General features: G+C 71.0%; 18 protein-coding genes. 8 read left to right on the top strand and 10 right to left on the bottom strand.

Features of this window, described 5'->3' with window-relative positions:
• Positions 1-47 precede the first annotated feature (47 nt).
• Positions 48-1241 (top strand): M20 metallopeptidase family protein, encoded by a 1194-nt coding sequence (locus DWB77_RS23255; protein WP_120723089.1) that lies wholly within the window; start codon positions 48-50, stop codon positions 1239-1241.
• Positions 1242-1751: 510 nt separating this feature from the next.
• Here DWB77_RS23255 and DWB77_RS23250 read toward each other — a convergent pair.
• Positions 1752-2378 carry a TetR/AcrR family transcriptional regulator gene (locus DWB77_RS23250; RefSeq protein WP_120723088.1) on the bottom strand — a complete coding sequence of 209 codons (627 nt, stop codon included), beginning with the start codon at positions 2376-2378 and terminating at the stop codon, positions 1752-1754.
• A 147-nt stretch (positions 2379-2525) separates the two neighbouring features.
• Between DWB77_RS23250 and DWB77_RS23245 the strand changes: the two genes are divergently transcribed.
• From DWB77_RS23245 to DWB77_RS23235, 3 genes are all read left to right on the top strand, one after another.
• Complete coding sequence (locus DWB77_RS23245) at positions 2526-3482, top strand: ABC transporter permease (protein WP_428985141.1); 957 nt, start codon at positions 2526-2528, stop codon at positions 3480-3482.
• On the top strand, positions 3475-4287 hold the full coding sequence (locus DWB77_RS23240) for an ABC transporter ATP-binding protein (protein WP_246033613.1): 813 nt from the start codon (positions 3475-3477) through the stop codon (positions 4285-4287). The genes DWB77_RS23245 and DWB77_RS23240 overlap by 8 nt, the downstream gene beginning before the upstream one ends.
• A 68-nt stretch (positions 4288-4355) precedes the next feature.
• Entirely contained in the window at positions 4356-5654 is a 1299-nt protein-coding gene (locus DWB77_RS23235) for a glycosyltransferase 87 family protein (protein ID WP_120723087.1), read from the top strand.
• Positions 5655-5705: 51 nt separating this feature from the next.
• On the opposite strand, the gene DWB77_RS23230 is transcribed toward DWB77_RS23235, so the two are convergent.
• Positions 5706-10697: an NAD-glutamate dehydrogenase gene (locus tag DWB77_RS23230; protein WP_120723086.1), complete on the bottom strand. Its 4992-nt coding sequence runs from the start codon at positions 10695-10697 to the stop codon at positions 5706-5708.
• A gap of 461 nt (positions 10698-11158) precedes the next feature.
• Between DWB77_RS23230 and DWB77_RS23225 the strand changes: the two genes are divergently transcribed.
• On the top strand, positions 11159-11725 hold the full coding sequence (locus tag DWB77_RS23225; RefSeq protein WP_120723085.1) for a DJ-1/PfpI family protein: 567 nt from the start codon (positions 11159-11161) through the stop codon (positions 11723-11725).
• Positions 11726-11839: 114 nt separating this feature from the next.
• Here DWB77_RS23225 and DWB77_RS23220 read toward each other — a convergent pair whose 3' ends face one another.
• Positions 11840-12538 carry an HAD family hydrolase gene (locus tag DWB77_RS23220; RefSeq protein WP_120723084.1) on the bottom strand — a complete coding sequence of 233 codons (699 nt, stop codon included), beginning with the start codon at positions 12536-12538 and terminating at the stop codon, positions 11840-11842.
• 87 nt (positions 12539-12625) lie between these two features.
• Positions 12626-13132 (bottom strand): DUF6912 family protein, encoded by a 507-nt coding sequence (locus tag DWB77_RS23215; protein WP_120723083.1) that lies wholly within the window; start codon positions 13130-13132, stop codon positions 12626-12628.
• Between the two features lie 279 nt (positions 13133-13411).
• Here DWB77_RS23215 and DWB77_RS23210 point away from each other — a divergent pair, with 279 nt between their 5' ends.
• Positions 13412-13852, top strand: coding sequence for an Rv3235 family protein (locus DWB77_RS23210; RefSeq protein WP_120723082.1), 441 nt, complete (start codon positions 13412-13414; stop codon positions 13850-13852).
• A gap of 133 nt (positions 13853-13985) precedes the next feature.
• Here the strand turns inward: DWB77_RS23210 and secA are convergent, their stop codons facing one another.
• Complete coding sequence (gene secA / locus DWB77_RS23205) at positions 13986-16811, bottom strand: preprotein translocase subunit SecA (RefSeq protein WP_120723081.1); 2826 nt, start codon at positions 16809-16811, stop codon at positions 13986-13988.
• 197 nt (positions 16812-17008) lie between these two features.
• Here secA and DWB77_RS23200 point away from each other — a divergent pair, with 197 nt between their 5' ends.
• Positions 17009-17581 carry a GNAT family N-acetyltransferase gene (locus DWB77_RS23200; protein ID WP_120723080.1) on the top strand — a complete coding sequence of 191 codons (573 nt, stop codon included), beginning with the start codon at positions 17009-17011 and terminating at the stop codon, positions 17579-17581.
• A 57-nt stretch (positions 17582-17638) separates the two neighbouring features.
• Positions 17639-18805 carry a winged helix-turn-helix domain-containing protein gene (locus DWB77_RS23195; protein WP_120723079.1) on the top strand — a complete coding sequence of 389 codons (1167 nt, stop codon included), beginning with the start codon at positions 17639-17641 and terminating at the stop codon, positions 18803-18805.
• On the opposite strand, the gene DWB77_RS23190 is transcribed toward DWB77_RS23195, so the two are convergent.
• The 5 genes from DWB77_RS23190 to mtrB all read right to left on the bottom strand — a co-directional run bounded on the left by DWB77_RS23190 (position 18798) and on the right by mtrB (position 25656).
• Positions 18798-19556, bottom strand: coding sequence for a response regulator (locus DWB77_RS23190; RefSeq protein ID WP_120723078.1), 759 nt, complete (start codon positions 19554-19556; stop codon positions 18798-18800). The two genes, DWB77_RS23195 and DWB77_RS23190, sit on opposite strands and share 8 nt — an antisense overlap.
• 249 nt (positions 19557-19805) lie before the next feature.
• Positions 19806-20495, bottom strand: a complete 690-nt coding sequence (gene hpf, locus DWB77_RS23185; RefSeq protein WP_120723077.1) for a ribosome hibernation-promoting factor, HPF/YfiA family — start codon at positions 20493-20495, stop codon at positions 19806-19808.
• Between the two features lie 310 nt (positions 20496-20805).
• A complete protein-coding gene (locus DWB77_RS23180) occupies positions 20806-21639 on the bottom strand; it encodes a ComF family protein (RefSeq protein WP_120723076.1) in 834 nt (277 codons plus the stop codon).
• Positions 21640-21743: 104 nt separating this feature from the next.
• Positions 21744-23651 (bottom strand): LpqB family beta-propeller domain-containing protein, encoded by a 1908-nt coding sequence (locus DWB77_RS23175; RefSeq protein ID WP_428985140.1) that lies wholly within the window; start codon positions 23649-23651, stop codon positions 21744-21746.
• Positions 23641-25656, bottom strand: coding sequence for an MtrAB system histidine kinase MtrB (mtrB, locus tag DWB77_RS23170; protein ID WP_174248610.1), 2016 nt, complete (start codon positions 25654-25656; stop codon positions 23641-23643). Before mtrB ends, DWB77_RS23175 begins: the two co-directional genes overlap by 11 nt.
• Position 25657: the final 1 nt, after the last annotated feature.

Raw genomic sequence — 25657 nt, 5'->3', positions numbered from 1 at the left:
ACCCGGACCTACCCGCACCCATCCGCACCCCGAGGAGCTTCGAACCCATGCATCTGGTCGAGGACGCGCACGAACTCCAGGACGATCTGGTCCGGTTGCGCCGCACCCTGCACGCCGCCCCCGAGACCGGCCTCCACCTTCCCCGTACGCAGGAGACCGTGCTGCGGGCCATCGACGGACTCGGCCTGGAGGTCACCACGGGCCGCGGTCTGAGTTCGGTCACCGCGGTCCTGCGCGGGGCCCGCCCGGGCCCCACCGTGCTGCTCCGGGGCGACATGGACGCGTTGCCCCTCGCCGAGAGGACCGGCCTGGACTACGCGGCGCGGGGCGACGCCATGCACGCGTGCGGGCACGATCTGCACACCGCCATGCTGGCGGGCGCGGCTCGGCTCCTGGCCCAGCACCGCGACCGCCTTGAGGGCGACGTCGTGTTCATGTTCCAGCCCGGCGAGGAGGGGCACGACGGCGCCCGACTCATGCTGGAGGAAGGGGTGTTGGAGGCCTCCGGCACCCGCCCCCGGGCCGCCTACGCGCTGCACGTCACCAGCGCCGGCCACCCCCTCGGGCAGTTCGCGAGCCGCGAGGGGCCCACCATGTCCGCGGTCGCCGTCCTCACCGTCACGGTCCACGGCTCCGGCGGGCACGGCTCCGCGCCGCACCGGGCGAAGGATCCCGTCCAGGCCGCCTGCGACATGGTCACCGCGCTCCAGACGTGGATCACGCGCAGCTTCGACGTCTTCGACCCGGTCGTCCTGTCCGTCGGCACCTTCCACGCCGGGACCCAGCACAACATCATCCCCGAGACCGCCACCTTCGAAGCGAGCATCCGTTCCTTCTCGCCGCAGACGCTGGCGCGGCTCAAGGACGGCACGGTACGGGTCTGCGAGGGCATCGCCGCGGCCCATGGCGTCAGCGTCGACGCCCACTTCGACGAGCTCTACCCCGCCACCGTCAACGACCCCGGCGCGGCGGCCACGGTCGCCGCCACGGTGGCCGAGCTGTACGGCGAGGAGCGCTTCAGCCGGCTTCCCCATCCGCTGCCCGGCTCCGAGGACTTCTCGCGGGTGATCGCCGAGGTGCCCGGCGCGATGGTCTTCCTCGGGGCGCCCGCGGTGGGAAGCGACCATCGCAGTGCGCCCAACAACCACTCTCCTTACGCGGCGTTCGACGACGGTGTCCTGGCGGACGGGGCCGCGCTCTACGCGGCGCTGGCGGTCGAGGCCGTTGCCGCGCCGAACTGAGCCTCAGGAGTCTCTGTGACCCAGATCCACACGGACCGCATGTGGGCCCTGACCGCCTGGCTCTCCCCGCCCGACCCCCCGAGCCGACCCGGGGCCCCCACCCCACACGCACCTGATCGCGCAGTTCCCCGCGCCCCTAAATACCCTCTGCGTCTGCTGACCGTGCGTGGCTGGTCGCGCAGTTCCCCGCGCCCCTAAAACTTTCCCGGCCCAGGACCGTGCAACGTGGCCCGTCCCGCACGCCAGCACTTACCGCCCAGCGCAGCCCGAACCCCCTAAGGGGCGCGGGGAACTGCGCGAGCAACCCACCACGGCCCGCACCCAAAAACGGGGTTAGGGGCGCGGGGAACTGCGCGAGCAACCCAGCACGGCCCACAGGCAAAAGCGGGGTCAGGGGCGCGGGGAACTGCGCGAGCAACCCACCACGGCCCGCACCCAAAAACGGGGTCAGGGGCGCGGGGAACTGCGCGAGCAACCCAGCACGGTCCGGATCTGCCGCGCGCTCAAGCGCTACGTCGTGAGCCCCGCCACCGCCGCCCGAGCCAAATCGTCCAAGTACCCCTTCGGCAAAGGGCCCTTGACCACGACGAGGCGCCAGTACAGCGGACCCACGATGAGGTCGAGCGCCCGCTCGGGATCCGCCCCGGGGGGCAGCTCGCCGCGCGCGACCGCCTCGCGGACGACCACCGCGGCAACCCCCTGCTGCCCATCGAGCAGCGCCGCTTTGATCGCGTCCGCGATCTCGGGGTGGCGTACCGACTCCACCAGCAGGTCGGGAATGACCTGCGAGGCGATCGGGTGGCGCAGGGCGAGCGAGGCGACCGCGAGGAGCGCGCGGATGTCCCCGTACAGCGACCCGGTGTGCGGCACCGGCAGTCCCTGTTCGGCGAAGGCCGACACCAGGTCGAGGACCAGGGCGAGCTTGGACTTCCAGCGCCGGTAGACCGCGGTCTTGCCGACCCCCGCCCGGCGCGCGATGCCCTCGATGGACATCCGGGCGAATCCGACCGCGGCGAGCTCCTCGAAGACGGCCACCCGGATCGCGTCCGTCACGTCCTCGCGCAGCACGGCCGCCCCGGCGGGCGCGCGGCGCGGCCGGGGGCGGCTCGCGGGGGTCTCCGGGTCCTTCTTGGTCATGGCTTGAGCATAGCGTTGCGACGAGACGGTTGCGTTGCGACGTCGAAACGCCCTACTCTCCCCGTAGCGACGATACGGGTCCGTTCCGTCGCGAGTGATCCCCCGACCCGGGAAGCCTCCCGGGACCCCCCGGCGAAAGCGACCGTTGTGAGCCAGACCGCAGCTGCGCGCCCGACCGCAGCACCACCGGCCACGTCGGCCACCATTCCGGCGCAGTCCCGCCGGCCCTCGGGCGACCAGGCCCTGAGCCCGGCCGAGCTGGCCGCCAAGTACGGCCTGAAGGTGAGCGGCGCCCGCCCCTCGCTCGGCGAGTACGTCCGGCAGCTGTGGGCGCGGCGGCACTTCATCACCGCGTTCGCCACCGCCAAGCTGACCGCCCAGTACAGCCAGGCGAAGCTGGGCCAGATCTGGCAGTTGATGACGCCGCTTTTGAACGCGGCGGTGTACTACTTCATCTTCGGCATCCTGATGGGCAACAAGAGCAGCACGCCCGACTACATCCCGTGGCTGGTCACGGGCGTGTTCATCTGGACCTTCACGGCCAACTCGATCATGGCGGGCACCCGCGCGATCACCGGCAACATCGGTCTGGTGCGGGCGCTGCACTTCCCGCGCGCCTCGCTGCCCGTCTCGCTCGCCCTCCAGCAGCTCCAGCAGCTGCTGTTCTCGCTGGCCGCGCTGGCGATCATCATCATGAGCTTCGGCCAGCTTCCGGGCGTCTCCTGGCTGCTGCTGGTTCCGGCGCTGCTCCTCCAGTCGATGTTCAACACGGGTCTGTCCCTGGTGATGGCCCGGGTCACCGCGAAGACCCCGGACATCGCCCAGGTGATGCCGTTCGTGCTGCGCACCTGGATGTACATGTCCGGCGTGATGTGGAACCTCACCCCGCAGCTGAAGAAACTCCCGCACCTGGTGGGCGACTTGCTCCAGCTGAACCCGGCCGCGGTCTACATCGACCTGGTGCGGTTCTCGATGATCGGGAGCTTCCGCGCGTCCCAACTGCCGCCGCACGTATGGCTGGTGGCGGGCGGCTGGGCGTTCGCCGCACTGGCCGTGGGCTTCGTCTACTTCTGGAAGGCAGAGGAGCAGTACGGACGTGGCTGAGACCAGCACCCTGAGCGCGCCGGACACGAGCGCCTCCCTCGGCGAGCCGACCGTGATCGCCGACGACGTCCACGTCATCTACCAGGTCAACGGGACCGGCTCGCGCGGCAGGGGCGGGGCGACCGCCGCGCTGAACCGGCTCGTCTCGCGCAAGCGGCAGAGCCCGGGGATGCGCGAGGTGCACGCCGTCAAGGGCGTCACCTTCGTGGCCCGCCGGGGCGAGGCCATCGGCCTCATCGGCTCCAACGGCTCCGGCAAGTCGACCCTGCTCAAGGCGGTCGCGGGGCTGCTGCCCGCCGCCCGCGGCACGATCTACACCCAGGGCCAGCCCTCGCTGCTCGGCGTGAACGCGGCGCTGATGAACGACCTCACCGGCGAACGCAACGTCACCCTGGGCGGCCTCGCCATGGGCATGACCCGCGAGCAGGTGCGCGAGCGCTATGACGACATCGTCGACTTCTCCGGGATCAACGAGAAGGACGACTTCATCTCGCTCCCCATGCGCACGTACTCCTCCGGCATGAGCGCCCGGCTGCGGTTCTCCATCGCGGCCGCCAAGAACCACGACGTACTGCTCATCGACGAAGCCCTGGCCACCGGCGACGCCCGGTTCCAGCGCCGCAGCCAGGAGCGCATCAACGAGCTGCGCAAGGAGGCCGGCACGGTCTTCCTGGTCAGCCACAGCAACGCCTCCATCAGAGAGACCTGCGAGCGCTCGCTCTGGCTGGAGTCCGGCACGCTGCGGATGGACGGCCCGACGGCCGAGGTGCTCGCCGCGTACGAGCGGTTCACGAAGAAGAAGTAGCCGCCCCGCGCCGCCACCCGTCGCGGCGCCTCGCGAAATCGGGACAAACCGCGCCTAAACTTCGCGCGATGACGCCCTCTCAGACGCCCCCGCCGACCGCCCGGGTCCGCATCCCGGCCCCCGCGCCCGCGCCCGACCCGGGCGCCTTCGGCCGCCGCACCCGGTACGCCGCGCTCGCCGCGAGCTGGCTCGCCACCCGCGCGCTGATGCTCCATCTGCTGGTCACCGACCGGCTCGGGGTGGGCGGGGTGAGCGGCGAGGTGTATGTCCTGTACCGGCGCTGGTACGACCAGCTCACCACGGGCGCCTTCCCCTTCGGCGATCCCACCTGGCAGTACCCGCCCGGCGCGGGCGCCCTCCTGCTGACCCCGCTGATCTTCCCCTTCCTCACCTTCTTCCAGGCCTTCACCGCCGTCACCGTGGTCTGCGACGCGCTGATCGCCCGCGCGCTGGTACGGGCCGGCGCCCGGCCCGGCGGCAGCGCGGCCGGGGCCTGGCTGTGGGTGGGCGGCCTCCCGCTGCTCCTGCACATCCCGTACGCCCGCTACGACGTCCAGGTCACCGCCCTCGCGGTGGGCGCCCTGCTCGCGCTGCGCCGCAGGCCCGGCCTTGGCGGGGTGCTCGCGGGTCTGGGCGCCCTGGTCAAGGTGTGGCCGCTGCTCACCCTGATCGGCGGTCCGCGCGGCCGTACCACCCGCCGCGCCCTGCTCGGCGCGCTCGGCTCGTCGGCCGCGCTGCTCGCCGTGCTCGCCCTGGCCTTCGACCACACCCTGGACTTCGCCCGCCAGCAGGGCGGCCGGGGCCTTCAGATCGAGTCCCTGGGCGGCACCGTCTACCAGCTCGCCCACCTCGCCACGGGCCGTCCCGGACGGGTCGTCTACCGATACGGCGCGATGGAGTTCGTCGGGCCGTATGTGTCCGCGCTCACCGCCCTCAGCCTGGCCCTGACCGGACTCGCCGTCTGCTGGCTGGTGTTCTGGCGGGTACGGGCCCGGCGCTGGACGGTGTCGGTGCCGCTGGACGCGGCCCTGTGCGCGGTGCTCCTGTTCACCGTGACCAGCCGGGTCATCAGCCCCCAGTACCTGGTCTGGCTGCTCGGCCTGGCCGCCGTGTGCCTCACCTCGGGCCGCACCAGCCAGCGTCCGGTGGCCCAACTCCTGCTGCCCGCCGCCGCGTTGAGCGCCCTGGCCTTTCCCTGCCTGTACGGCGAGGTCGTCGCGGGGACGGCCCTGGGCACCACCGTCATGACCGCCCGCAACGCCCTGCTGCTGGCCGCCGCCCTGGTCTCCTGCCGTCGGCTGTGGAGCTCCACGGTGACGGCGTCGACGACCACGGTGAAGGACGCCACCATCAGCGAGCGACGCTGAAGGGGCGCCCACCACACGGTGGACGCCCCTTCTTAGCGCGGTGCCGCAGGATCAGGTGTGGCTGCGCAACAGCGTCCGCATGGTCCGCATGGCGACCGACAGGTTCGCCAGATCGAACGCGTCGGACGACTGGATCTCCTCAAGCGTCGTGCGGGCGCGGCCCAGGATCGCCGCGTTCTTCTCCTCCCACGCCTTGAAGCGCTGCTCCGGCGAACTGGAGCCGTTGTCGGCCGACAGAACGTCCTGGGTCAGACCGGCGTGCGCCGCGAACAGGTCCTCGCGGATCGCGGCACGCGCCATCGACTGCCAGCGGTCGGCCCGCGGCAGCTCGATGATCCGGTCAAGGAGCTGGGTGATCCGCAGCCGGTCGGCGAGGTCGTAGTAGACCTCGGCGACCTGGAGCGGCTCCTTGCCGGTGCGGGCAGCGATGGCCACGATGTCGAGCGCCGGGAAGGCCGAGGAGAACCCGGCGACCCGGCGGGCGAGCTCCTCCGGCACACCCGCGCCGGTCAGCTCGTCCAGGATGCCCTGGTGCCATTCCAGGTCGGCGCCGCGCAGCAGACCCGCGAGCGCGTCCCAGACCTCCCTCACACCGGCCGAGAAGTCCTCGATCGTCTCGGCGATCTGGAGCGGCTGCGGCCGGTTGTTGAGCAGCCAGCGGGTGCCGCGCTCCACCAGTCGGCGCGAGTGCAGCCGGATGCGGGTCTGCACATCGGCGTCGACCTTGTTGTCGAGCGCCTCCACGGCGTCCCACACCTGGTTCACGTCGAAGATCTCGCGGGCCGCGGCGTGCGCCCGCACGATCTCTTCGAGCGAGGCCCCGGTCTCCTCGCGGAGCCGGTGCAGGAAGGTCGAACCACCGATGTTGACGGTGTCGTTGACCAGCACCGTGGTGATGATCTCGCGGCGCAGCGCGTGCCCGTCGACGGCCTCGGCGAACTTCTCGCGCAGCTGCTGCGGGAAGTAGGCGTGCAGCAGCTCGGCCAGGTGCGGATCGTCCGGCAGACCGGTGTGGATCAGCTCGTCGGCCACCGTGATCTTGGTGTACGCGAGGAGCACGGCGAGCTCGGGCTGGCTGAGCCCCTTGCCGCTGTTGAGGAGCTCGCGGATCTGGCGGTCGTTGGGCAGGAATTCCAGGGCCCGGTCGAGATGGCCGTCACGGCCCAGGCGGCGCATGAAGCGCTGGTGGGCGTGGAGCAGCGAGGGCGACTGCGCGACCGCGTTGGCCAGGGCCACGTTCTGCGCGTAGTTGTTGCGCAGCACCAGGTGGCCGACCTCGTCGGTCATCGCCGCGAGGATCTTGTTGCGCTGCTTGACGGTCATGTCGCCGTCGGTGACGAGCCCGTTGAGCAGGATCTTGATGTTCACCTCGTGGTCGGAGGTGTCCACGCCCGCGCTGTTGTCGATGGCGTCGGTGTTGACCTTGCCGCCCTCGCCTTCGGGGCCGCCCTTGCGGGCGAACTCGATCCGGCCGAGCTGGGTCAGACCCAGGTTGCCGCCCTCGCCGACGACCTTGACCCGCAGCTCCTCGCCGTTGACGCGGATCGCGTCGTTGGCCTTGTCGCCGACGTCCGCGTTGGACTCCGCCGAGGACTTCACATACGTACCGATGCCGCCGTTCCACAGCAGGTCGACGGGGGCCTTGAGGATGGCCTGCATCAGATCGGCCGGGGTCAGCTTGGTGACGCCGGAGGCGATGCCGAGGGCCTCGCGGATGTGCGCGTTGACCGGGATCGACTTGGCGGTGCGGGGGTGGATGCCGCCGCCCGCCGAGAGCAGGTCCTTGTTGTAGTCGGCCCAGCTGGAGCGCGGCAGGTCGAACAGGCGGCGGCGCTCGGCGTAGGAGGTGGCCGCGTCGGGCTTCGGGTCGATGAAGATGTGCCGGTGGTCGAAGGCCGCGACCAGGCGGATGTGCTCGGAGAGCAGCATGCCGTTGCCGAACACGTCGCCCGACATGTCACCGACGCCGACGACCGTGAAGTCCTCGCCCTGGGTGTCGTGGCCGAGCTCGCGGAAGTGGCGCTTGACGGACTCCCAGGCGCCGCGGGCGGTGATGCCCATGCCCTTGTGGTCGTAGCCCGCCGAGCCGCCGGAGGCGAAGGCGTCACCGAGCCAGAAGTCGTAGCTGATCGCCACGTCGTTGGCGATGTCCGAGAACGTCGCGGTGCCCTTGTCGGCGGCGACCACCAGATAGGTGTCGTCCTCGTCGTGGCGGACCACGTCGGCCGGCGGGACGACCTCGCCCGCGACCAGGTTGTCGGTGATGTCGAGCAGCGCCGAGATGAACGTCTTGTAGCTCGCGATGCCCTCGGCGAGCCAGGCGTCGCGGTCCACCGCCGGGTCGGGCAGCTGCTTGGCGACGAAGCCGCCCTTGGCGCCGACCGGCACGATGACGGTGTTCTTCACCATCTGCGCCTTGACCAGGCCGAGGATCTCGGTGCGGAAGTCCTCGCGCCGGTCGGACCAGCGGAGCCCACCCCGGGCGACCTTGCCGAAGCGCAGGTGGACGCCCTCGACTCGCGGCGAGTACACCCAGATCTCGAACGCCGGGCGAGGCGCCGGCAGGTCCGGGATCATCTGCGGGTCGAACTTCATCGAGACGTACGCGTGCGGGGCGCCCTCGGCCGACTTCTGCCAGTAGTTGGTCCGCAGCGTCGCCTTGATGACGGTCAGGAAGGAGCGCAGGATGCGGTCCTCGTCCAGGCTCGCCACCTGGTCCAGGGCCCCGTCGAGCTCTTCGAGGATGCCGTCGATGAGCTCGGTGCCGGCCTTCTGGCGGTCCGGCGACAGCCGGGCCTCGAACAGCGAGACCAGCAGCCGGGTGGTGTGGACGTTGTCGCGGAGGGTGTCCTCCATGTAGTCCTGGCTGAAGGTGGAGCCCGCCTGGCGCAGGTACTTGGCGTAGGCGCGCAGCACCATCGCCTGGCGCCAGTTGAGACCGGCGCGCAGGACCAGGGAGTTGAAGCCGTCGTTCTCGGCGGCCCCCGTCCACGTGGCGGCGAACGCTTCCTGGAAGCGCTCGCGGGCGTCGTCGGCCAGGTAGTCGCCGGCGCCGTTGGCCTTCTTCGGCAGGCGCAGGCCGAAGTCGTAGATCCAGGCGTGCGTACGGTCCGCGCAGCGCAGCTCGTAGGGGCGCTCGTCGGTGACCTCGACGCCGAGGCGCTGGAGGACCGGGAGCACCGCGGAGAGCGAGACCTGCTCGCCGATCCGGTAGATCTTGAAGCGGCGCTCGCCAGGCGCTGCGTTGACCGGCTCGTACAGCGAGAGCGCGAAGTCGTTGCGCCCGTGGGTCAGTTGCTCCAGGTGGACGAGGTCGGCGACGGCGGCGCGCGGCGAGTGGTCGGCCTTGTAGCCCTCGGGGAAGGCGTGGCCGTAGCGGCGCAGCAGCTCGGCGGCGCGCTCCTCGCCGCACTCGGCGTTCAGCGCGTCGGAGAAGCCGTCGGCCCAGGAGCGGGCCGCGTCGACCAGGCGGGCCTCGATGCGTTCGGTGTCGGCGTCGGTGAGCGCGGCGAGCTCGGTGCCGGCCGGGACGCGCACCACGAAGTGCAGCCGGGACAGGATCGACTCGGTGTTCCAGGCGGTGAAGTCGACGCTGGTGCCGCCGAGTTCCTCCTTGAGGATGTCGATGAGCCGAAGCCGTACGCCCGTGGTGTAGCGGTCGCGCGGCAGGTAGACGAGGGCCGAGTAGTAGCGGCCGTACTCGTCCTGGCGCAGGTACAGACGCAGCCGGCGCCGCTCCTGGAGGTAGAGCACCGACGTGACGATGGAGCGCAGCTGGTCGGCCGGGGTCTGGAACAGCTCGTCGCGCGGGTAGGTATCCATGATCTGGAGCAGGTCGCGGCCGTCGTGGCTGTTGGGCGAGAAGCCGGCGCCCTTGAGGACTTCCTGCACCTTGCGGCGCACGACCGGCACCCGGCGCACGGATTCGGTGTACGCGGCCGACGAGAACAGGCCGAGGAAGCGGCGCTCGCCGATCACATTGCCCTGCTCGTCGAACTTCTTCACGCCGACGTAGTCGAGGTAGGACGGCCGGTGCACGGTGGCGCGGCTGTTGGCCTTGGTCAGCACGAGCAGCTTGTGCTCGCGGGCCTTGGCGCGGGCGTCGGCGGGCAGCCGGCTGAAGGACGGGGAGACGGGGTGGGCGTCGTCCTCGCCGTGCTGGGGGTCGGAGCGCAGGATGCCGAGGCCGGTGCCGGGGACGGCGGACAGCGAGTCGTCGTCGGTGAGCTGGTACTCGCGGTAGCCGAGGAAGGTGAAGTGGTCGGTGGAGAGCCAGCGCAGCAGCTCCCGGGCCTCGTCGATGTCCTCGTCGAGGAGGTCGCCGGCCTTCGGCTCCTTGGGCAGCTCGTCGGCGATGCGCAGCGCGGCGTCGCGCATCTTCTCCCAGTCCTCGACGGCTTCGCGCACATCGGACAGGACGCGCAGCAGATCGGCGGTGATCTGCTTCAGGTCACCCCGGTCGGTCTCGCGGTCGATCTCGACGTGGATCCAGGACTCGGTGAGCGCGTCGTGCGGCAGCTCGGCGGTCTGGGATCCGGTGTCGAGCACCTCGATGAGCTTGCCGGTCAGATCGCGGCGCACCACGACCTGGGGGTGGATCACGACATGGATGCCACGGTTCTGCCGGGACAGCTCGTTGGTGACCGAGTCGACCAGGAAGGGCATGTCGTCCGTGACCACTTCGACCACCGAGTGGCTGCACGTCCAGCCGTTCTCCTCGACGGTCGGGGTGTGCACCCGGACGTTGGCGGTGCCCTGCGGCCGGTTCTCCGCGAGGCGGTAGTGGGAGAGCGCTGCGCCGAAGACGTCGACCGGGTCGCGGTCGGCCAGGTCCTCGGGGGCGGTGTGCAGGTAGTACCGCTGGAGATACCCGAGGAGGACGCCCTGATCGGGACCTTCCTCGCTCGTGGCCCCAGTCGTGGCTGCCCGGTCGCTCCGGGGGGTGTCCCCCAGGCCTCCGGGCCCCCCGGCCGGGCTGTTCTCAGCTACCCGTGCCGCCCGCGCGAGCAGCTCGGCCTTGGCTTCGTCCAGCTTGGTCTGCATGTCCTCTGGCTCCTGTCGCGCGCCATTGCGTGACGTAGGGGGTAAAAGCGACAAATCTCGGCGGCGCGGGGTATCCGCTCGGTGCCGACGCTATGCCGCAATGAGAGACACCCGGGCGCTTACCAGCCAATTTTGTGGCTTCGGGCCTTGATTTCGGGTGGAGGGAATCAGCGACTGCCCGGGCACCGTGGTGCTCCGGGCGCAGGGCAGAGGCAGTAGTGCCTCCGCGGCATATCGCGCTGATCACGAGACAAGGCTATCGCCCCTTCCCCCCGAACCGTCATGAGCCTTATGTGTACAAAAGCTGGACCCGAAGTTTGACAGTCTGGACAGCGACGCGGCGCGGGAAACGAGCCCCCTTGGCAAACGGGCGCCGCACGGGCAGGTTGGCCGTACGGAACCCGCATGTGCGATCGAGCTCCAGCCGGCTGAGCCCCAGCCCCCTGAGAGGGAGTGCACTCATGGCAGCCAAGATCCTCATCGTCACCGGCGACGCCGCCGAATCCCTGGAAGTCCTCTACCCCTACCAGCGCCTGCGCGAGGAAGGGTACGAGGTCCACATCGCGGCTCCGGCCCGCAAGAAGCTGCGGTTCGTGATCCACGACTTCGAGCCCGGCTTCGACACCTACACCGAGAAACCCGGCTACACCTGGCCCGCCGACCTGGCCTTCTCGGAAGTCGAACCCGGCCAGTACGCCGCTGTGGTGATCCCGGGCGGCCGGGCCCCGGAGTACCTGCGCAACGACCCCGAGCTGAGGAAGATCCTCAAGGCCTTCTTCGACACCGACAAGCCGGTCGCCCAGATCTGCCACGGACCGCTGCTGACCGCGGCGGTCGGCGGCCTGGTCGGACGCCGGGTCACCGCCTATCCCGCCCTGGAGCTGGACGTGCAGACGGCGGGCGCCACCTTCCAGGACACGGAGACGGTGGTGGACGGCACGCTCGTCTCCGCCCGGGCCTGGCCGGACCACTCCAGCTGGATGCGGGAGTTCCTCACGGTGCTGCGGGCGAAGGCGCCGGTGACGTAGGGGGGTGGGCGCGGGGCGTCGGGCGTCGGGCGTCGGGCGTCGGGCGTCGGGCGTCGGGCGTCGGGCGTCGGGCGGGGGCAGCGTCCGCGGGTGGGTGCTCGCGGACCGGCGCGGTCAGCTCACCAGTTCCTCCGCCACGGCGACGGCCTCGGCGAGCGAGTCGACCACCGGCACGCCCGCCGCGGCGAGGCTGGTGCGGCTGTGGGAGCCGCCGGTGAACAGCACCGCCTTGGCGCCGACCGCCGCCGCGGCCACCGCGTCGTCGACCGCGTCCCCGATGACCACGATCCGCTCGCCGGATATCCCTGGGTCCGCCGCCCGCAGCGCGGTCAGGTGGCGGACCATGTGTTCCGCCTTGCTGCCGTGCGAAGGGCCGGTGCGTCCGTCGACCCGTACGAAGTGTTCGGTGATGCCGTGCCGCCGCACGATCGGGACCAGGTGTGCGTGCGGCGCCATGGAGAGCAGCGACTGGCTGTGCCCGGCCGTCCAGCGGGCCGCGAGGAGTTCGGCCGCGCCCTCGGTGAGCCCGCAGGCATCCGCACGCGCCCAGTACTGCTGATGGAAGGCCGCGTCCATGAGCAGCCATTCGGCGTCGGTGGGCAGCCGGCCCATCAGGCGCTGGTAGAAGAGGGGGATCGGCACGCAGTACAGATCGCGGTACCGCTCCAGGGTGATCGCGGGCAGGCCGAGCTCGGCGAAGGCGGCGTTGGTCGCCTCGATGACCGCCGCGATGTCGTCGAGCAGTGTGCCGTTCCAGTCCCAGACGAGATGCGCCGGGCGCTTCCCCGTGTCCTGCCTGCCGTCGTTCCCCATGTCCAAAAGGTACCCACCCCCACTGACAATCGACCACGCGCGGACGTACGGGCCGGTCAGAGGGTCGGAGGACGGGCGGGGGCCGGCTCAGGCGATGAGGTTGGGGATCTCCTGCACGCCGAACCAGAGCAGTTCGTGGTCCTCGGCGCCGTCCACGACGAACTGGGCGTCGTCGTCGCCGTGGTCGGCCGCGCCGAGCGCGTCGGCCGCGGCCGTCACATCGGTCAGCGCGTCCTCGGCGTCCACGTGCACGGCCGCCGCCCTGGTCAGCGCCACCGCGGAGGCGATCTTGACCTCGCCCAGCGAACTCGCGTCCAGGGCGCTGTCCGGGTCGGCGCTCACCAGGGTGTCCGGCACGTCCACGGCGACCACGACCCGGCGCCTCGCGGAGCCGGGGTCTCCCGCGAGCAGCCGGAGCGAGGCGGCCGCGGCACGGCTCAGCGCGGCGTACTCCAGCTCCTCGATGTCGTCGGAGACGTACCACTCGCGCAGCCCGGGCGTGACCGCGTACGCGGTGAGCGGGCCGGGGCCGAGCTCTCCCGCGCCGTGTGCCGTGGCGAGACCGGAGATGGTCAGGGGTACATAGGCGCGCATGGGTGACCGCTCTCTTCTCGTCGTCCCATCCGTCAATGAGACGCGTTCAGGATACGCGCGGGAGTCCCCCTTCGAGCTGCCGGTACCCACTCGGCACCGCCCGGCGTCCATACCCGTACAGACGGCTCTCACCTGCGAAGACGGCCTGTCCGCTCATCCGGATAGGTGAATCCTGTCGACCCTTCGACGCCCCTGCTCCGGTCCTTGCGGCCGCCGTCGCCGCCCCCGTACAAGATCCCCAACGAAAGTTACCCACTGGTATCGAAAGGGGCGGCAGCCATGAGCGGGACCACGACAGGACCGGCCGGACGCGGCGACCAGCGCAGGCCCGGCGGCACCGGAATCCGGCGGCCGCGACGGCTTGCCCCGCACGAGCTGTTCGCCCAGAAGCTGCTCGCCGTCCTCAGCGGTGAGCGCCCCGTGCACTGGATGCTGGGCCTCACCGTCGGGGACGCCTACGAGCAGTTGGTGCGGCTCGCCCCACGCACCCCCTTTCGCACCCGCGGCGTCCGCCCGGTCGTACGGTCCTGCCGCGCGAACCCGCCGGCCCACGGGATCGTCGAGGCGGCCGCGTGCATCGCGGCGGGCGAGCAGGTGCGCGCCATGGCCTTCCGCCTGGAACGCGGCGCCGACCTGCGCTGGCGGTGCGCCGCGGTCGAGCTGGGCGACGAAAGGGTCCCGGCCCAGCGCGGGGCCACCAGAGAGGGGGTCCGGGCATAGCGGGGCCGGGCAGAGCGAAGGCTTGGGGCCTCCCGGACATAGCGAGGGGCGCGGCATGGCGAAGGGCCCCCGGCACAGCGAGGGGCCCGGCACCTTCCCGGTGTCGGGCCCCTCGGCGGCGTACGAGCGCCGGCTACTTCTTGCGGCGACGGCCACCCGTGGTCTTCTGCGCCTTGCGGCGCTCCGCGCGCGTCAGGCCGTCCGCCTCCGAGCGGGCCGGCTCGTCGTCCCCGTTGTCGAAGTCGCCCTCGACGACACCGCCCTCGCCGTCCACCGTCGGCGCCGAGAAGTGCAGCCGGTCCGGGCGCTGCGGGGCGTCCAGGCCCTTGGCCCGGATCTCCGGACGCGCGGCCGGGATGGTGTCCTCCTTGGTGAGCGAGGGGGCGTCGGCGGGCGCGGCGTCCGCGATCGGGACCTCCTCGACCTGCTGCTCGACCTGGACCTCCAGGTTGAACAGATAGCCGACCGACTCCTCCTTGATGCCCTCCATCATGGCGTTGAACATGTCGAAGCCCTCGCGCTGGTACTCGACCAGCGGGTCCTTCTGCGCCATGGCCCGCAGGCCGATGCCCTCCTGGAGGTAGTCCATCTCGTAGAGGTGCTCGCGCCACTTGCGGTCCAGGACCGACAGGACCACGCGGCGCTCCAGCTCGCGCATGATGTCGGAGCCGAGCTGCTCCTCACGGGCGGCGTACTGCTCGTAGATGTCGTCCTTGACGGACTCGGCGATGAACTCGGCGGTGATGCCCGCCCGGTCGCCCGCCGCGTCCTCCAGTTCCTCCACGGTGACCTTCACCGGGTAGAGCTGCCTGAAGGCGCCCCACAGCCGGTCCAGGTCCCACTCCTCGGCGAAGCCCTCGACGGTCTCGGCCTGGATGTAGGCGTCGATCGTGTCGTCCATGAAGTGCCTGACCTGCTCGTGCAGGTCCTCGCCCTCCAGGACGCGGCGGCGCTCGCCGTAGATGACCTCGCGCTGGCGGTTGAGCACCTCGTCGTACTTCAGGACGTTCTTGCGCGTCTCGAAGTTCTGCTGCTCGACCTGCGACTGGGCGGACGCGATCGCACGCGTCACCATCTTGTTCTCGATCGGCACGTCGTCCGGCACGTTCGCCATCGACATGACGCGCTCGACCATCTGGGCCTTGAACAGGCGCATCAGGTCGTCGCCGAGCGACAGGTAGAAGCGGGACTCGCCCGGGTCGCCCTGGCGGCCGGAGCGGCCGCGCAGCTGGTTGTCGATGCGCCGCGACTCGTGCCGCTCGGTGCCGAGCACGTACAGGCCGCCGAGCTCCTTGACCTCTTCGAACTCGGCCTTGACGGCCAGCTCGGCCTTCTCCAGGGCGGCGGGCAGCGCCGCGGCCCACTCCTCGACGTGCTCGACCGGGTCGAGGCCCGCCTGGCGCAGCTCGGCCTCGGCGAGGTCGTCCGGGTTGCCGCCGAGCTTGATGTCGGTGCCTCGGCCGGCCATGTTGGTGGCGACGGTGACGGCGCCCTTGCGGCCGGCCTGGGCGACGATCGTCGCCTCCCGGTCGTGCTGCTTGGCGTTGAGCACCTCGTGCTGGATGCCGCGCTTGGAGAGCTGCTGCGAGAGGTACTCGGACTTCTCGACCGAGGTGGTGCCGACCAGGATCGGCTGGCCCTTCTCGTGCTTCTCGGCGATGTCGTCGACGACCGCGTCGAACTTGGCGACCTCGGTGCGGTAGATCAGGTCCGACTGGTCCTTTCGGACCATGGGCTTGTTCGTCGGGATCGGCACGACGCCCAGCTTGTAGATCTGGTGGAACTCGGCGGCCTCGGTCATCGCCGTACCGGTCATGCCCGACAGCTTGTCGTAGAGGCGGAAGAAGTTCTGGAGGGTGATCGTGGCGAGGGTCTGGTTCTCGTCCTTGATGTCCACCCCTTCCTTCGCCTCGATCGCCTGGTGCATGCCCTCGTTGTAGCGGCGGCCGGCGAGGATACGGCCGGTGTGCTCGTCGACGATCATGACTTCGCCGTCGATGACGACGTAGTCCTTGTCCTTCTTGAACAGTTCCTTCGCCTTGATGGCGTTGTTCAGATAACCCACGAGTGGGGTGTTCACCGACTCGTAGAGGTTGTCGATGCCCAGCCAGTCCTCGACCTTGGCGACGCCCGGCTCGTGGATGGCGACGGTGCGCTTCTTCTCGTCGACCTCGTAGTCGCCGGTCTCCTCGATGCCCTTGAGCGGGTTGCCCGGCTCGCCCTTGGTCAGGCGGGTGACCAGCTTGGCGAAGTCGCCGTACCACTTGGTGGCCTGGTCGGCCGGGCCGGAGATGATCAGCGGCGTACGGGCCTCGTCGACGAGAATCGAGTCGACCTCGTCGACGATCGCGAAGTTGTGGCCGCGCTGGACGAGCTCGTCCTGGGCCCACGCCATGTTGTCGCGCAGGTAGTCGAAGCCGAACTCGTTGTTCGTGCCGTACGTGATGTCGCAGTTGTACTGGGCACGGCGCTCGGCGGGCGACATGTTGGCGAGGATGCAGCCGACCTCGAGGCCGAGGAACTTGTGCACCCGGCCCATCATCTCGGAGTCGCGCTCGGCCAGGTAGTCGTTGACCGTGATCAGGTGCACGCCCTTGCCGGACAGCGCGTTCAGATAGGCCGGAAGCGTGCCGACGAGGGTCTTGCCCTCACCGGTCTTCATCTCGGCGACGTACCCGAGGTGCAGGGCCGCGCCACCCATCATCTGGACGTCGTAATGGCGCTGGCCCAGGACGCGCTTGGCGGCCTCGCGCACGGTCGCGAAGGCTTCGGGGAGCAGGTCGTCCAGGCTCTCGCCGCCCGCGTACCGCTCCTTGTACTCGTCGGTGAGGGCACGCAGCTCGGCGTCGGAGAGGTTGACGAAGTCCTCTTCGATGGAGTTGACCTGGTCCGCGATGCGGTGCAGCTTGCGCAGGATCTTGCCTTCGCCTGCACGCATGATCTTTGAGAGGACGGACACGGGGGTTGGTCTCCTTGCCGGTCGGGCCTGGCGCGGTCGAGTGGCTATGGGTGTGGATACAGCAACGGTCATCGTATGCGAGGACCCGGCCGCGCCGGGAGGTCTGCTGTCACGACAACGGACGGGACTGTCCGAAGGTGCCGGGGCAGCGGCGAAATGAGGTGGTTGCCGCGGCCACGGCCCCACAGAATCGGGCGATGGACCCCGTGACGCTGACCACCGAACGCCTCCTGCTGCGCCCCGTCGGGCCCGAGGACGCCGACGCCACCCATGCCGCTTGCCAGGACCCCGCCATCCAGCGCTGGACCACCGTCCCCTCGCCGTATCTGCGCGAGCACGCGGAGAGCTTCACCTCGGCGCAGGCCCCGGACGCCTGGCGCGACGACAGCGGCTACACCTTCGCAGTACTTACTGCCGACGGCACGGCTCTGGTAGCGATGCTCGGCGTGACGAGGCGCGGCCCGGGCCTCGCCGAGCTGGGTTTCTGGACGGCCAAGGAGCACCGGGGCCGCGGCTACATGGTGGAGGCCGCGACCAGGGCGGCCCGCTGGGCCTTCGAGGCGGCCGCGGTGGACCGGCTGGAATGGCGGGCCGAGGTGGGCAACGAGGCGTCCCGGGCGGTCGCCCTGAAGGTGGGCTTCGTCATGGAGGGCACCCTGCGCTCGGCGACCGTGCACCAGGGCGTACGCCGGGACGCCTGGGTGGGCGCCCTGCTCCCCTCGGACCTGGGGCTGCCCGGCGTCCTGCCCTACCTTCCCGCGCGGGGCTGACCGCCCGGAGCCGATCACCCCGCCGCGTTGTCAGTGGCGGCCACTATCGTGCGGAGCATGACGAGTTCCCCGCCTCCCGCCGCCGAACTGTCCGCCGACGAGGCCCGCCGCATAGCCCTGCGCGCCCAGGGATTCCTCGGCGCGGCCGACCGGCGGGGCGGGGTGCGCGGGGTGCTGCGTCACCTGGGCGCGGTCCAGCTCGACACCATCTCGGTGCTGGCCCGCTCGCACGAACTCGTCCCGTACGCGCGCCTCGGGGCGGTCGGCCGCACGGCCGTGGAGGAGGCGTACTGGGGCGGTGGCCACTCCTTCGAGTACTGGTCGCACGCGGCCTGTGTGCTCCCCGTCGAGGAGTGGCCGCACTTCGCGTTCCGCCGTCGCGCCTACCGCTCACGGCCGCACTGGGGGCACGAGCTGCCGGACGGCGCCTATGAGCAGGTGATCAAGCAGCTGCGCGCCGAAGGCCCGCTCACGGCAACGGACTTGGGCGGCGCCAAGAACAAGGGCGAGTGGTGGGACTGGTCGGCGTCCAAGGTCGCCGTCGAGCGGGCGCTGATGTACGGCGAGGTGGTGTGTACGCAGCGGCGCGGCTGGAAGCGGGTCTACGACCTGGCGGAGCGGGCCATTCCGGACGCGCTGCTCCACGACGACCTGGACGACGCCGAGTGCCTGCGCCGCCTGGTGCGGCTCGCCGGGCAGTCGCTCGGCGTGGGCACCCGCGCGGACATCGCGGACTACCACCGGCTCAAGGGCGAGCAGTTCGACGCGGTGGTCGCCGAATCGGGCCTCGTGCCGGTCACCGTGCAAGGCTGGTCCAAACCCGCCTGGGCGGATCCCCTGGCGCTGGCCACCGAGCCGCGCGGCCGTCACCGCACCACGTTGCTGTCCCCGTTCGACTCACTGGTCTGGGACCGCGCCCGCACCGAGCGCATCTTCGGCTTTGCCCACCGCCTGGAGGCGTACGTCCCCAAACCCAAGCGGATTCACGGGTACTTCGCGATGCCGCTGCTCTCCGGCGGGCGGCTGGTGGGGCGGGTGGACCCGGCGCGCGAAGGCCGCACCCTGGTCGCCAAACAGGTCTCGCTGGCCTCGCCGAAGGCCGTCCGGCCCATGGCGCAGGCCCTGTTGGAGGCGGCGGCGTGGGTGGGGTGCGAGACCGTACGCGTCGAGCGGGCCGGGACACCGCGGGAGGCGGCGGCGCTCACCGAGGCGCTGGCTATCTGATCTCCAGGATCTTCTCGCGCATCGCGTAGACCACCGCCTCCATCCGGGAGTGCAGCTGAAGCTTCTCCAGGATGTTGCGCACATGGTTCTTCACGGTGTTCTCGGAGATGAACAACTGCTTGGCGATGTCACGGTTGTTCATCCCCGTGGCGACCAGTTTGAGCACCTCCAACTCACGGTCGGTGAGCCGGGGCGCCGGCACCAGGCGGCGCTCGTCGGTGCGCTGGATCATCGACTTGAACTCGGTGAGCAGCTTGGAGGCCATCGAGGGGCTGATCTGCGACTGGCCGTCGGCCACCGCCCGGATCGCGGTCGAGACCTCGTCGGTGGAGATCTCCTTGAGGAGATAGCCGGTCGCGCCCGCCTTGATCGCGTCGTAGAGGTCGGCCTCCTCGTCACTGATCGTCAGCATGATGATCTTCGCGCTGGGGGCCACCTCCTTGATGGAGGTGCAGGCCTCGATGCCGCCACGGCGAGGCATCCGTACGTCCATCAGCACGATGTCCGGCAGCAGGTCGGCCGCCTTGTCCACCGCTTCCGCGCCGTCCCCGGCCTCGCCGACGACCTGGATGTCCTCCTCGGCGGCCAGCACGATCTCAAGGCCCCGGCGGAAGAGCGCGTGGTCGTCGACCACCAGGACCCGGATCGGCTCCTTGCGCGGGTCGCCGAGATCCATGCCGCAGTCGCGGTCACCGCCGTTCGGGCTGTCGGCATAGGAACCGTCGTGCACCGGCCCGAAGCTGTCCGCCATCGTTCCTCCCCCTGAAGGCCGTGGCCCGAGTTGGTGTGCTGCACCAACCCCGCTCCAGGGAGCTGCGGTTGGCGTGCGACGCCATGATTTCATGCCTGGCCGACAGAAGGGTGTTCCCGTGGTGGCACGGTGGTGCCCCTGGGGGCGCACAGGGCTTCCAGGGGCACCTTCACTCGTGGGTACGGAGCGCCGTTCTCAGACGTTCAGCGCGCCGGCCGACGATTTGTTCGCAAGCCTTCCGGGCGGGCCTCAGCCGCCCAGCGCACCGCCCGCGCCGCTCGCGTCCTCACCGGAGAGGGGGTCGCTCTCCAGGCGGATGACGCCGTAGTCGTAGGCGTGTCGCCGGTAGACGACGCTGGGGTGCTTGGTTTCCGAGTCGACGAACAGATAGAAGTCGTGCCCGACCAGTTCCATCTCGTACAGCGCCTGGTCGAGCGTCATCGGGGCTGCTGTGTGTGTCTTCTCGCGCACCACCAGCGGTCCTTCGCCCTGTACTTCGAGCGAGCCGATCCTGGTGGTGGGCACGCGGTCTTCGTCCGAAGCGTCCACAGGCTTGCCGTTTCCGTTCAACTCCGCGACACCCGGCACGACATCGACGACCTCGGCGGCGGAGAGACGGCCGTTGCCGCGGCGCGTGTAGCGCTTGTCGTGCTGCTTGCGCAGCCGGGCCTCCAGCTTGCCCGTCGCCAGGTCGAGCGCCGCGTACGGGTCCGCCGCCGCCGCCTCCGCACGGATCACCGGGCCTCGCGAGTGGAGGGTGATCTCCACCCGGTCCGAGCGGTCCGCCTGCCGCGGGTTGTGTTCCTTGGACACCTCGACGTCGAGGCTGATTACCTTGCCGTCGAGCTTCTGGATCTTCTCCAGCTTCAGCTTCTCGGCCACGTGCTTGCGGAACCGCTCGGGCACCTCGGTCTTGCGGCCCTTGACGACGATGTCCACGCAGAACTCCGTTCCCGGATCACTCCGCCTCTGGCGGAGCTGCTCCCTTTTGCACCAGACCCCGGTGAGTGCCGGGGCGTCGGACTCGGTGACGTATCACCTCCTCCCCCGTCGAGAAGATCCCCACCCCACCCACTCGGGGGTAAGTGAAAACGCGCCGAAGCTCAGCCGTGCATTAAGTGAACGGGCTTTCGCCATTCCTCACAACCGAACATAGCTCTCTCGGCCGCTTGTCGGCACCCGCTACCCGCACGTACCTCCACTCGAGTGCTCCTGCCCTCTCCCTACCTGCAACGATGCAGATTCTCGGTCAGTTCCGGTTTATCGCGAACGATTCCGGAGTGGCCGCGACGACGGCGGCCACCGGGCGCGGAACGTCGCCGTCCCACGCCACCGATCCGGCTCCCCGGCGACCGAGCCCGGCGCCCGCCCGGGGAAATCCCGGAATTTCCCGCGACGGGCTCCGACCACCGCCGGAGGCGTCCGTGTGACGACCGCCTACCCCAGCCGCACGGATCGCACGCGCCGCATCCACCAGAGATGCCCCCGTGGTCATCAGATCGTCCACCACGACCACCTGACCGCCCGCCAGCAGCCCCGCGCCGCCGCCCGCGACCACCAGAGCACCGGAGAGATTCGCGAGCCGCTGGCGGGCGCTCAGGCCCGCCTGGTCGGCGACGGCGCGACGCTGGCGCAGGACCGCGGCCACCCGGGCGTCGGTCCCCGTCCGGCGCAGCTCGGCGGCGGCCGCCAGCGCCATGCGCCGGGTCGCGTCATGTCCACGGGCCCGCACCGCACGCCGCGACGACGGCACCGGGACCAGCAGCAGCGGCCCCCGCTCCCCACGGGCGGAACCGGCCGCGGCCAGCGCCGCACCCGCCAGCGCCTGACCGAGCACCCCGGCGAGAGCGAGGGCGCCCCGCTCCTTGTGGCCGAGCAGCACCGCGCGCACCGCGTCCTCGTAGGGCGCGGCCGCGTACACCGGGGGCAGCCCGACTGGCGCCGGCACCGGACGCACCCGGCGTGCGGGGGCCTCGGTCAGCGCCGCCCGGCATCCCTCGCACAGCGCCGTGTGCTGCCTGCCGCAGCCGCCGCAGGCGGTCGGCAGCACAAGGCCGGAGAACTCCCGCCACCACCCCCGCATGGCCTCCACTGTGCCAAGGGGGTCGGTGGGCGGCCACCCCTGTGGACAACTCGCCTGTGGACAACTCGTCCACAGCCCCGGCGGTCAGCCCGGATAGGCGGGGGTCAGCCCGGATAGGCGGGCGCGGAGCCCTTCTTGACGGCCGTCCGCCAGTTCGCGCCGGGCGGCAGCCGGACGATGCCGTCCTCCTGCGAGTGCGCCACCAGCGGCATCCGGTCGTCGTCGGTGGCCGCGACATCGGTGACCTTGTTGACGCTCGGCAGCGTGCCGGCGGCCGACGTCGACCCGTCCGTCTGCACATAGCGCAACTGCTGGGATACCCCGCCGGTCTCCTTGCCGACGACCACGAGCCGGCTGCGACCGGCCCAGGACACGGCCGTCACATCCTCCATCTGCGGCGCCCCGGGCCGTAGTTCGACGACCGAGACCACGCTCTTGTCGCCCTCACCACTGCGCTCGACCCGGCCAATCCTCAGCGTCGTACGGCTGCCGTCGGACACGAGCAGCGCGGCGCGCACGCCGTCCGCCGACATCCGCACCTGCTGGACGCGCGCGCCGTTGAGCCCGGCCACGTCGACCGTCTGCGGCTCCCCCTGGCCCCGCACCAGGCGCAGCAGGCGCGGTTTGGCCGCGTCGCGGTCGGCCACCCACAGATCGCCGCGCCCGTCCCAGCTCGGCGCCGAGAGGCCGCCGTCCTTCGCGTTCTTGTCGTCGCTGGTCACCAGGGTGCGCACCAGGGCGCTCCCGGAGGCGAGCGGGGCCACCAACAGCGACCTGCCGTCCGGCGACACCCCCGCCGCGCGCTTCTCGTCCCGCGAGACCGCGACGGTACGCACCTGCTGCTCGCCCTTGCCGAACGGGCCCTGCACCGGCTCCGTCATCACCGAGGCGTCCGAGCCGTCGGAACTGTCGGAGCCGTCCGAGGCGGCGCCCGAGCCGCCCGCGTCGGGCCGCATCCGCTCCACGTGCCCGGCCGCGTCCACGAAGTACTGGCCGGGACTGGTCGACATCCGGTCGGGCGCGTACGTCTCTGCCTGGTCGCCGCTGAGCACACAGAGCTGGGAGCCGTTGGAGCGGTCGAGCTCCACCTGGCCGACCCGTGCCGTCGTCAAGTCCCGCAAGGTGAACAGGAGTTGGGCCGCCATGCGCTTGCACTGCGCCTCGTCGGCGTTGGAGGCCCGGTCGTTCAGCGGCACCTTCAGGGCGTTGCGGTCGTCCAGGGCGAGCGTCTTGGTGTCGCCCTTCAGCGCCGTCCCCGAGGGAAACTTCGAGGCGACCACGGGTTTCAGCCAGTTCGTCGGGCCGTCCAGGACCGACTGCACCGTCTGCGCGATCAGGTTCATCTGCGTCTCGGGGTCCGTGCGCTGGCGCACGTACACCGGGTCGGCGACGAGACGGTCCTGCCCCGCCGCGAAGTAGTACTTGTTCACGGAGCGGTAGATGCGCTGGAAGTCGGACTGGCCGAGCAGCAGCCCCTCCGGCAGCGCGTCGATGCGCCACTCCCGGCCCGTTCCGTCGCCACCGCTCTGGCGCACCAGGTGAATGGTCTGGGTGTAGGCCTCCTGCGGCGCGGTCGGCAGATAGGCGTGGTGCTTGTCGATGACGGCGACGCGCTTGCCGGAGACCGTGAAGGTGAAGCCGTTCGCGTCCGCGCCCCGGTCGGCGGACCGGGTGGGCTGCGGGTCGGGTCCGTCGGCGAGCACGGTGACCTCGGTCGCCCGCCAGTCGGTCGCGGCCTTCGGCGTCAGATACTGACGGGCCATCGCGAACTGAGGGTCGTCGCTGGTCATGGCCTCCAGGAAGCCCGAGACGATCTCGCTCGGCTCGGCCCCGGGCCGCGGCGGGACGGCGTACACCTGCACCTGCGAATCGGCCCGCTGGGACGCCGACACCGAGTGCACATCGCCGCTGCTGGGCATGGACGCGCAGCCCGACACCAGCAGCGAACCGCTGCCCAGCACGACCACCGACCCCAGCAGCTTGCCGCGGGCCCTCCCCCGGTCAGCGCCCACGGGCCGATCCCTCCTGGTCAGTCGTTTCGGCGAGCCGCTCCGGGCTCGCCATGCCGTCCCCCGGCCCGTCCCCGCGCCCGTTTCCCGCCCGTGTGCCCGGCTCCGTGTCGGGGAGCCGCGCCACCACCCGGCCACCGCCGCCTCCGGGCAGCCCGGCGGGGCTCGCCCCCGGTCCCGAGGTGCGCGGGCGCACCGGGGCCGTGGGCGGCACGGGCAGCGCCGAACGGTCCAGGCGGGGCGTCGGCACGGTGGAGAGCCGGTTGCCCTGCGTCTGTGAGGACGCCGACTCGGTCCTGGCCCGCTCCCGGGCGGCCCGTGAGTCCTCCGGCTCCAGCGGTATCGGCGATCCGCGCAGCGGCTCGTCGGCGGTACGCGGCAGCGTCAGCCGGAACTGGGAGCCACCGCCCGGCTCGCCCCAGGCCTGGAGCCAGCCGCCGTGCAGGCGCGCGTCCTCGACGGCGATCGACAGGCCGAGCCCGGTGCCGCCGGTGGTACGGGCGCGCGCCGGGTCGGCCCGCCAGAAGCGGTTGAACACCCGGGTCGCCTCGCCCGGCTTGAGCCCGACGCCGTAGTCCCGTACCGCGACGGCGACGGCGCCGCCGGCCGCCGCCAGGCGAACCACCACGTCCCGGCCCTCGCCGTGCTCGACGGCGTTGACGACCAGGTTGCGCAGCACCCGCTCGACGCGGCGCGCGTCGGCCTCGGCGACCACGGGCTGTTCGTCGCCGGCCACCCGTATCCGGGTGCCCTTGCGTTCGGCCAGCGGCTCGGCGCCCTCGATCACGCGGCGCACGACCTCGCGCAGGTCTATCGGCTCGGCCTCCAGGGCGGCCGCGCCCGCGTCGAACCGGCTGATCTCCAGGAGGTCGGCGAGCAGCGACTCGAAACGGTCGAGCTGACCGGCGAGGAGCTCGGCCGAGCGGGCCGTGACCGGATCGAAGTCGGCCCGCGCCTCATGGATGACATCGGCCGCCATCCGTACGGTCGTCAGCGGGGTGCGCAGCTCGTGCGAGACGTCGGAGACGAACCGCCGCTGCATCCGCGACAGCTCCTCCAGCTGGTTGATCTTGACCTGAAGGTTCTGGGCCATCTTGTTGAAGGCCTCGCCGAGCCGCGCGATGTCGTCCTCGCCGGTGACCTTCATGCGCTCTCTGAGCACGCCCGTGGAGAGCCGTTCGGCGACTCCGGCCGCCATCCGCACCGGCGTGACCACCTGCCGCACCACGAGCCAGGCGATCGCCCCGAGCAACACCACGACGAACAGGCCCGCGGTCGCCAGCGTGGTCTTGACCAGGGTGAGCGACTTCTCCTCCTGGACCAGCGGGAAGAGGTAGTAGAGCTGGTAGGACTGCCCGTCGACGTCCTTGAGCCGGGTGCCCACGACAAGCCCGGGCTCGGCTTCCTGGCCGTCGGTGAACTTGATCGAGGTGTACGTCTTGAACGCGCCGACACCCGCGTCGACGTTGTCCCGCAGGCTCTGGGGAACGCTCGCGCGGGGGTCGACGTAGCCGGAGGCGCGCGGCCCCCGGTTACTGGAGGCCGAGTCCGAGTCGGAGGAGGCCGAGCCCAGGGCCACGACGTAGAAGGCGCCCTGGCCGCTGCTCGCGAGCTGGGTCACCAGGTCGTTGCGCCAGCTCACCGAGGAACCCGATCCCCGGCCGCCCGAGGCGCTGTCGTCGCCGGAGGAGACCGGGGAGCCGGCCTTGTCCTTGGCGACCGCGAACCCGCCCGCGGACTGGCTCTCGGCCGCCTTCTCCTTCGTTTCGAGCAGGCCGTTGCGCACCGCCCCGATGACCACGAAGCCGAGCAGCACGACCACGCCCAGCGACATCAGCAAGGTGGCCGCGACCACCCTCAGCTGGATGTTGCGCCGCCACAACCGTGCGGCGGGCAGCAGCGGACGCCGCAACCAGCGCACGACGAGGCGCAGCACCGGACCGCCGGGCGCCCCGTCCTGGAGCAACCGGCCGCCCCAGGACGTCTTGCGCCCAGCTTCTTGGGTCATC

The organism is Streptomyces hundungensis (genome assembly GCF_003627815.1).
GTDB lineage: Bacteria > Actinomycetota > Actinomycetes > Streptomycetales > Streptomycetaceae > Streptomyces > Streptomyces hundungensis_A.
Note: the sequence above shows the minus strand (reverse complement) of the source record. Positions and strands in the feature narration are given on the sequence as shown.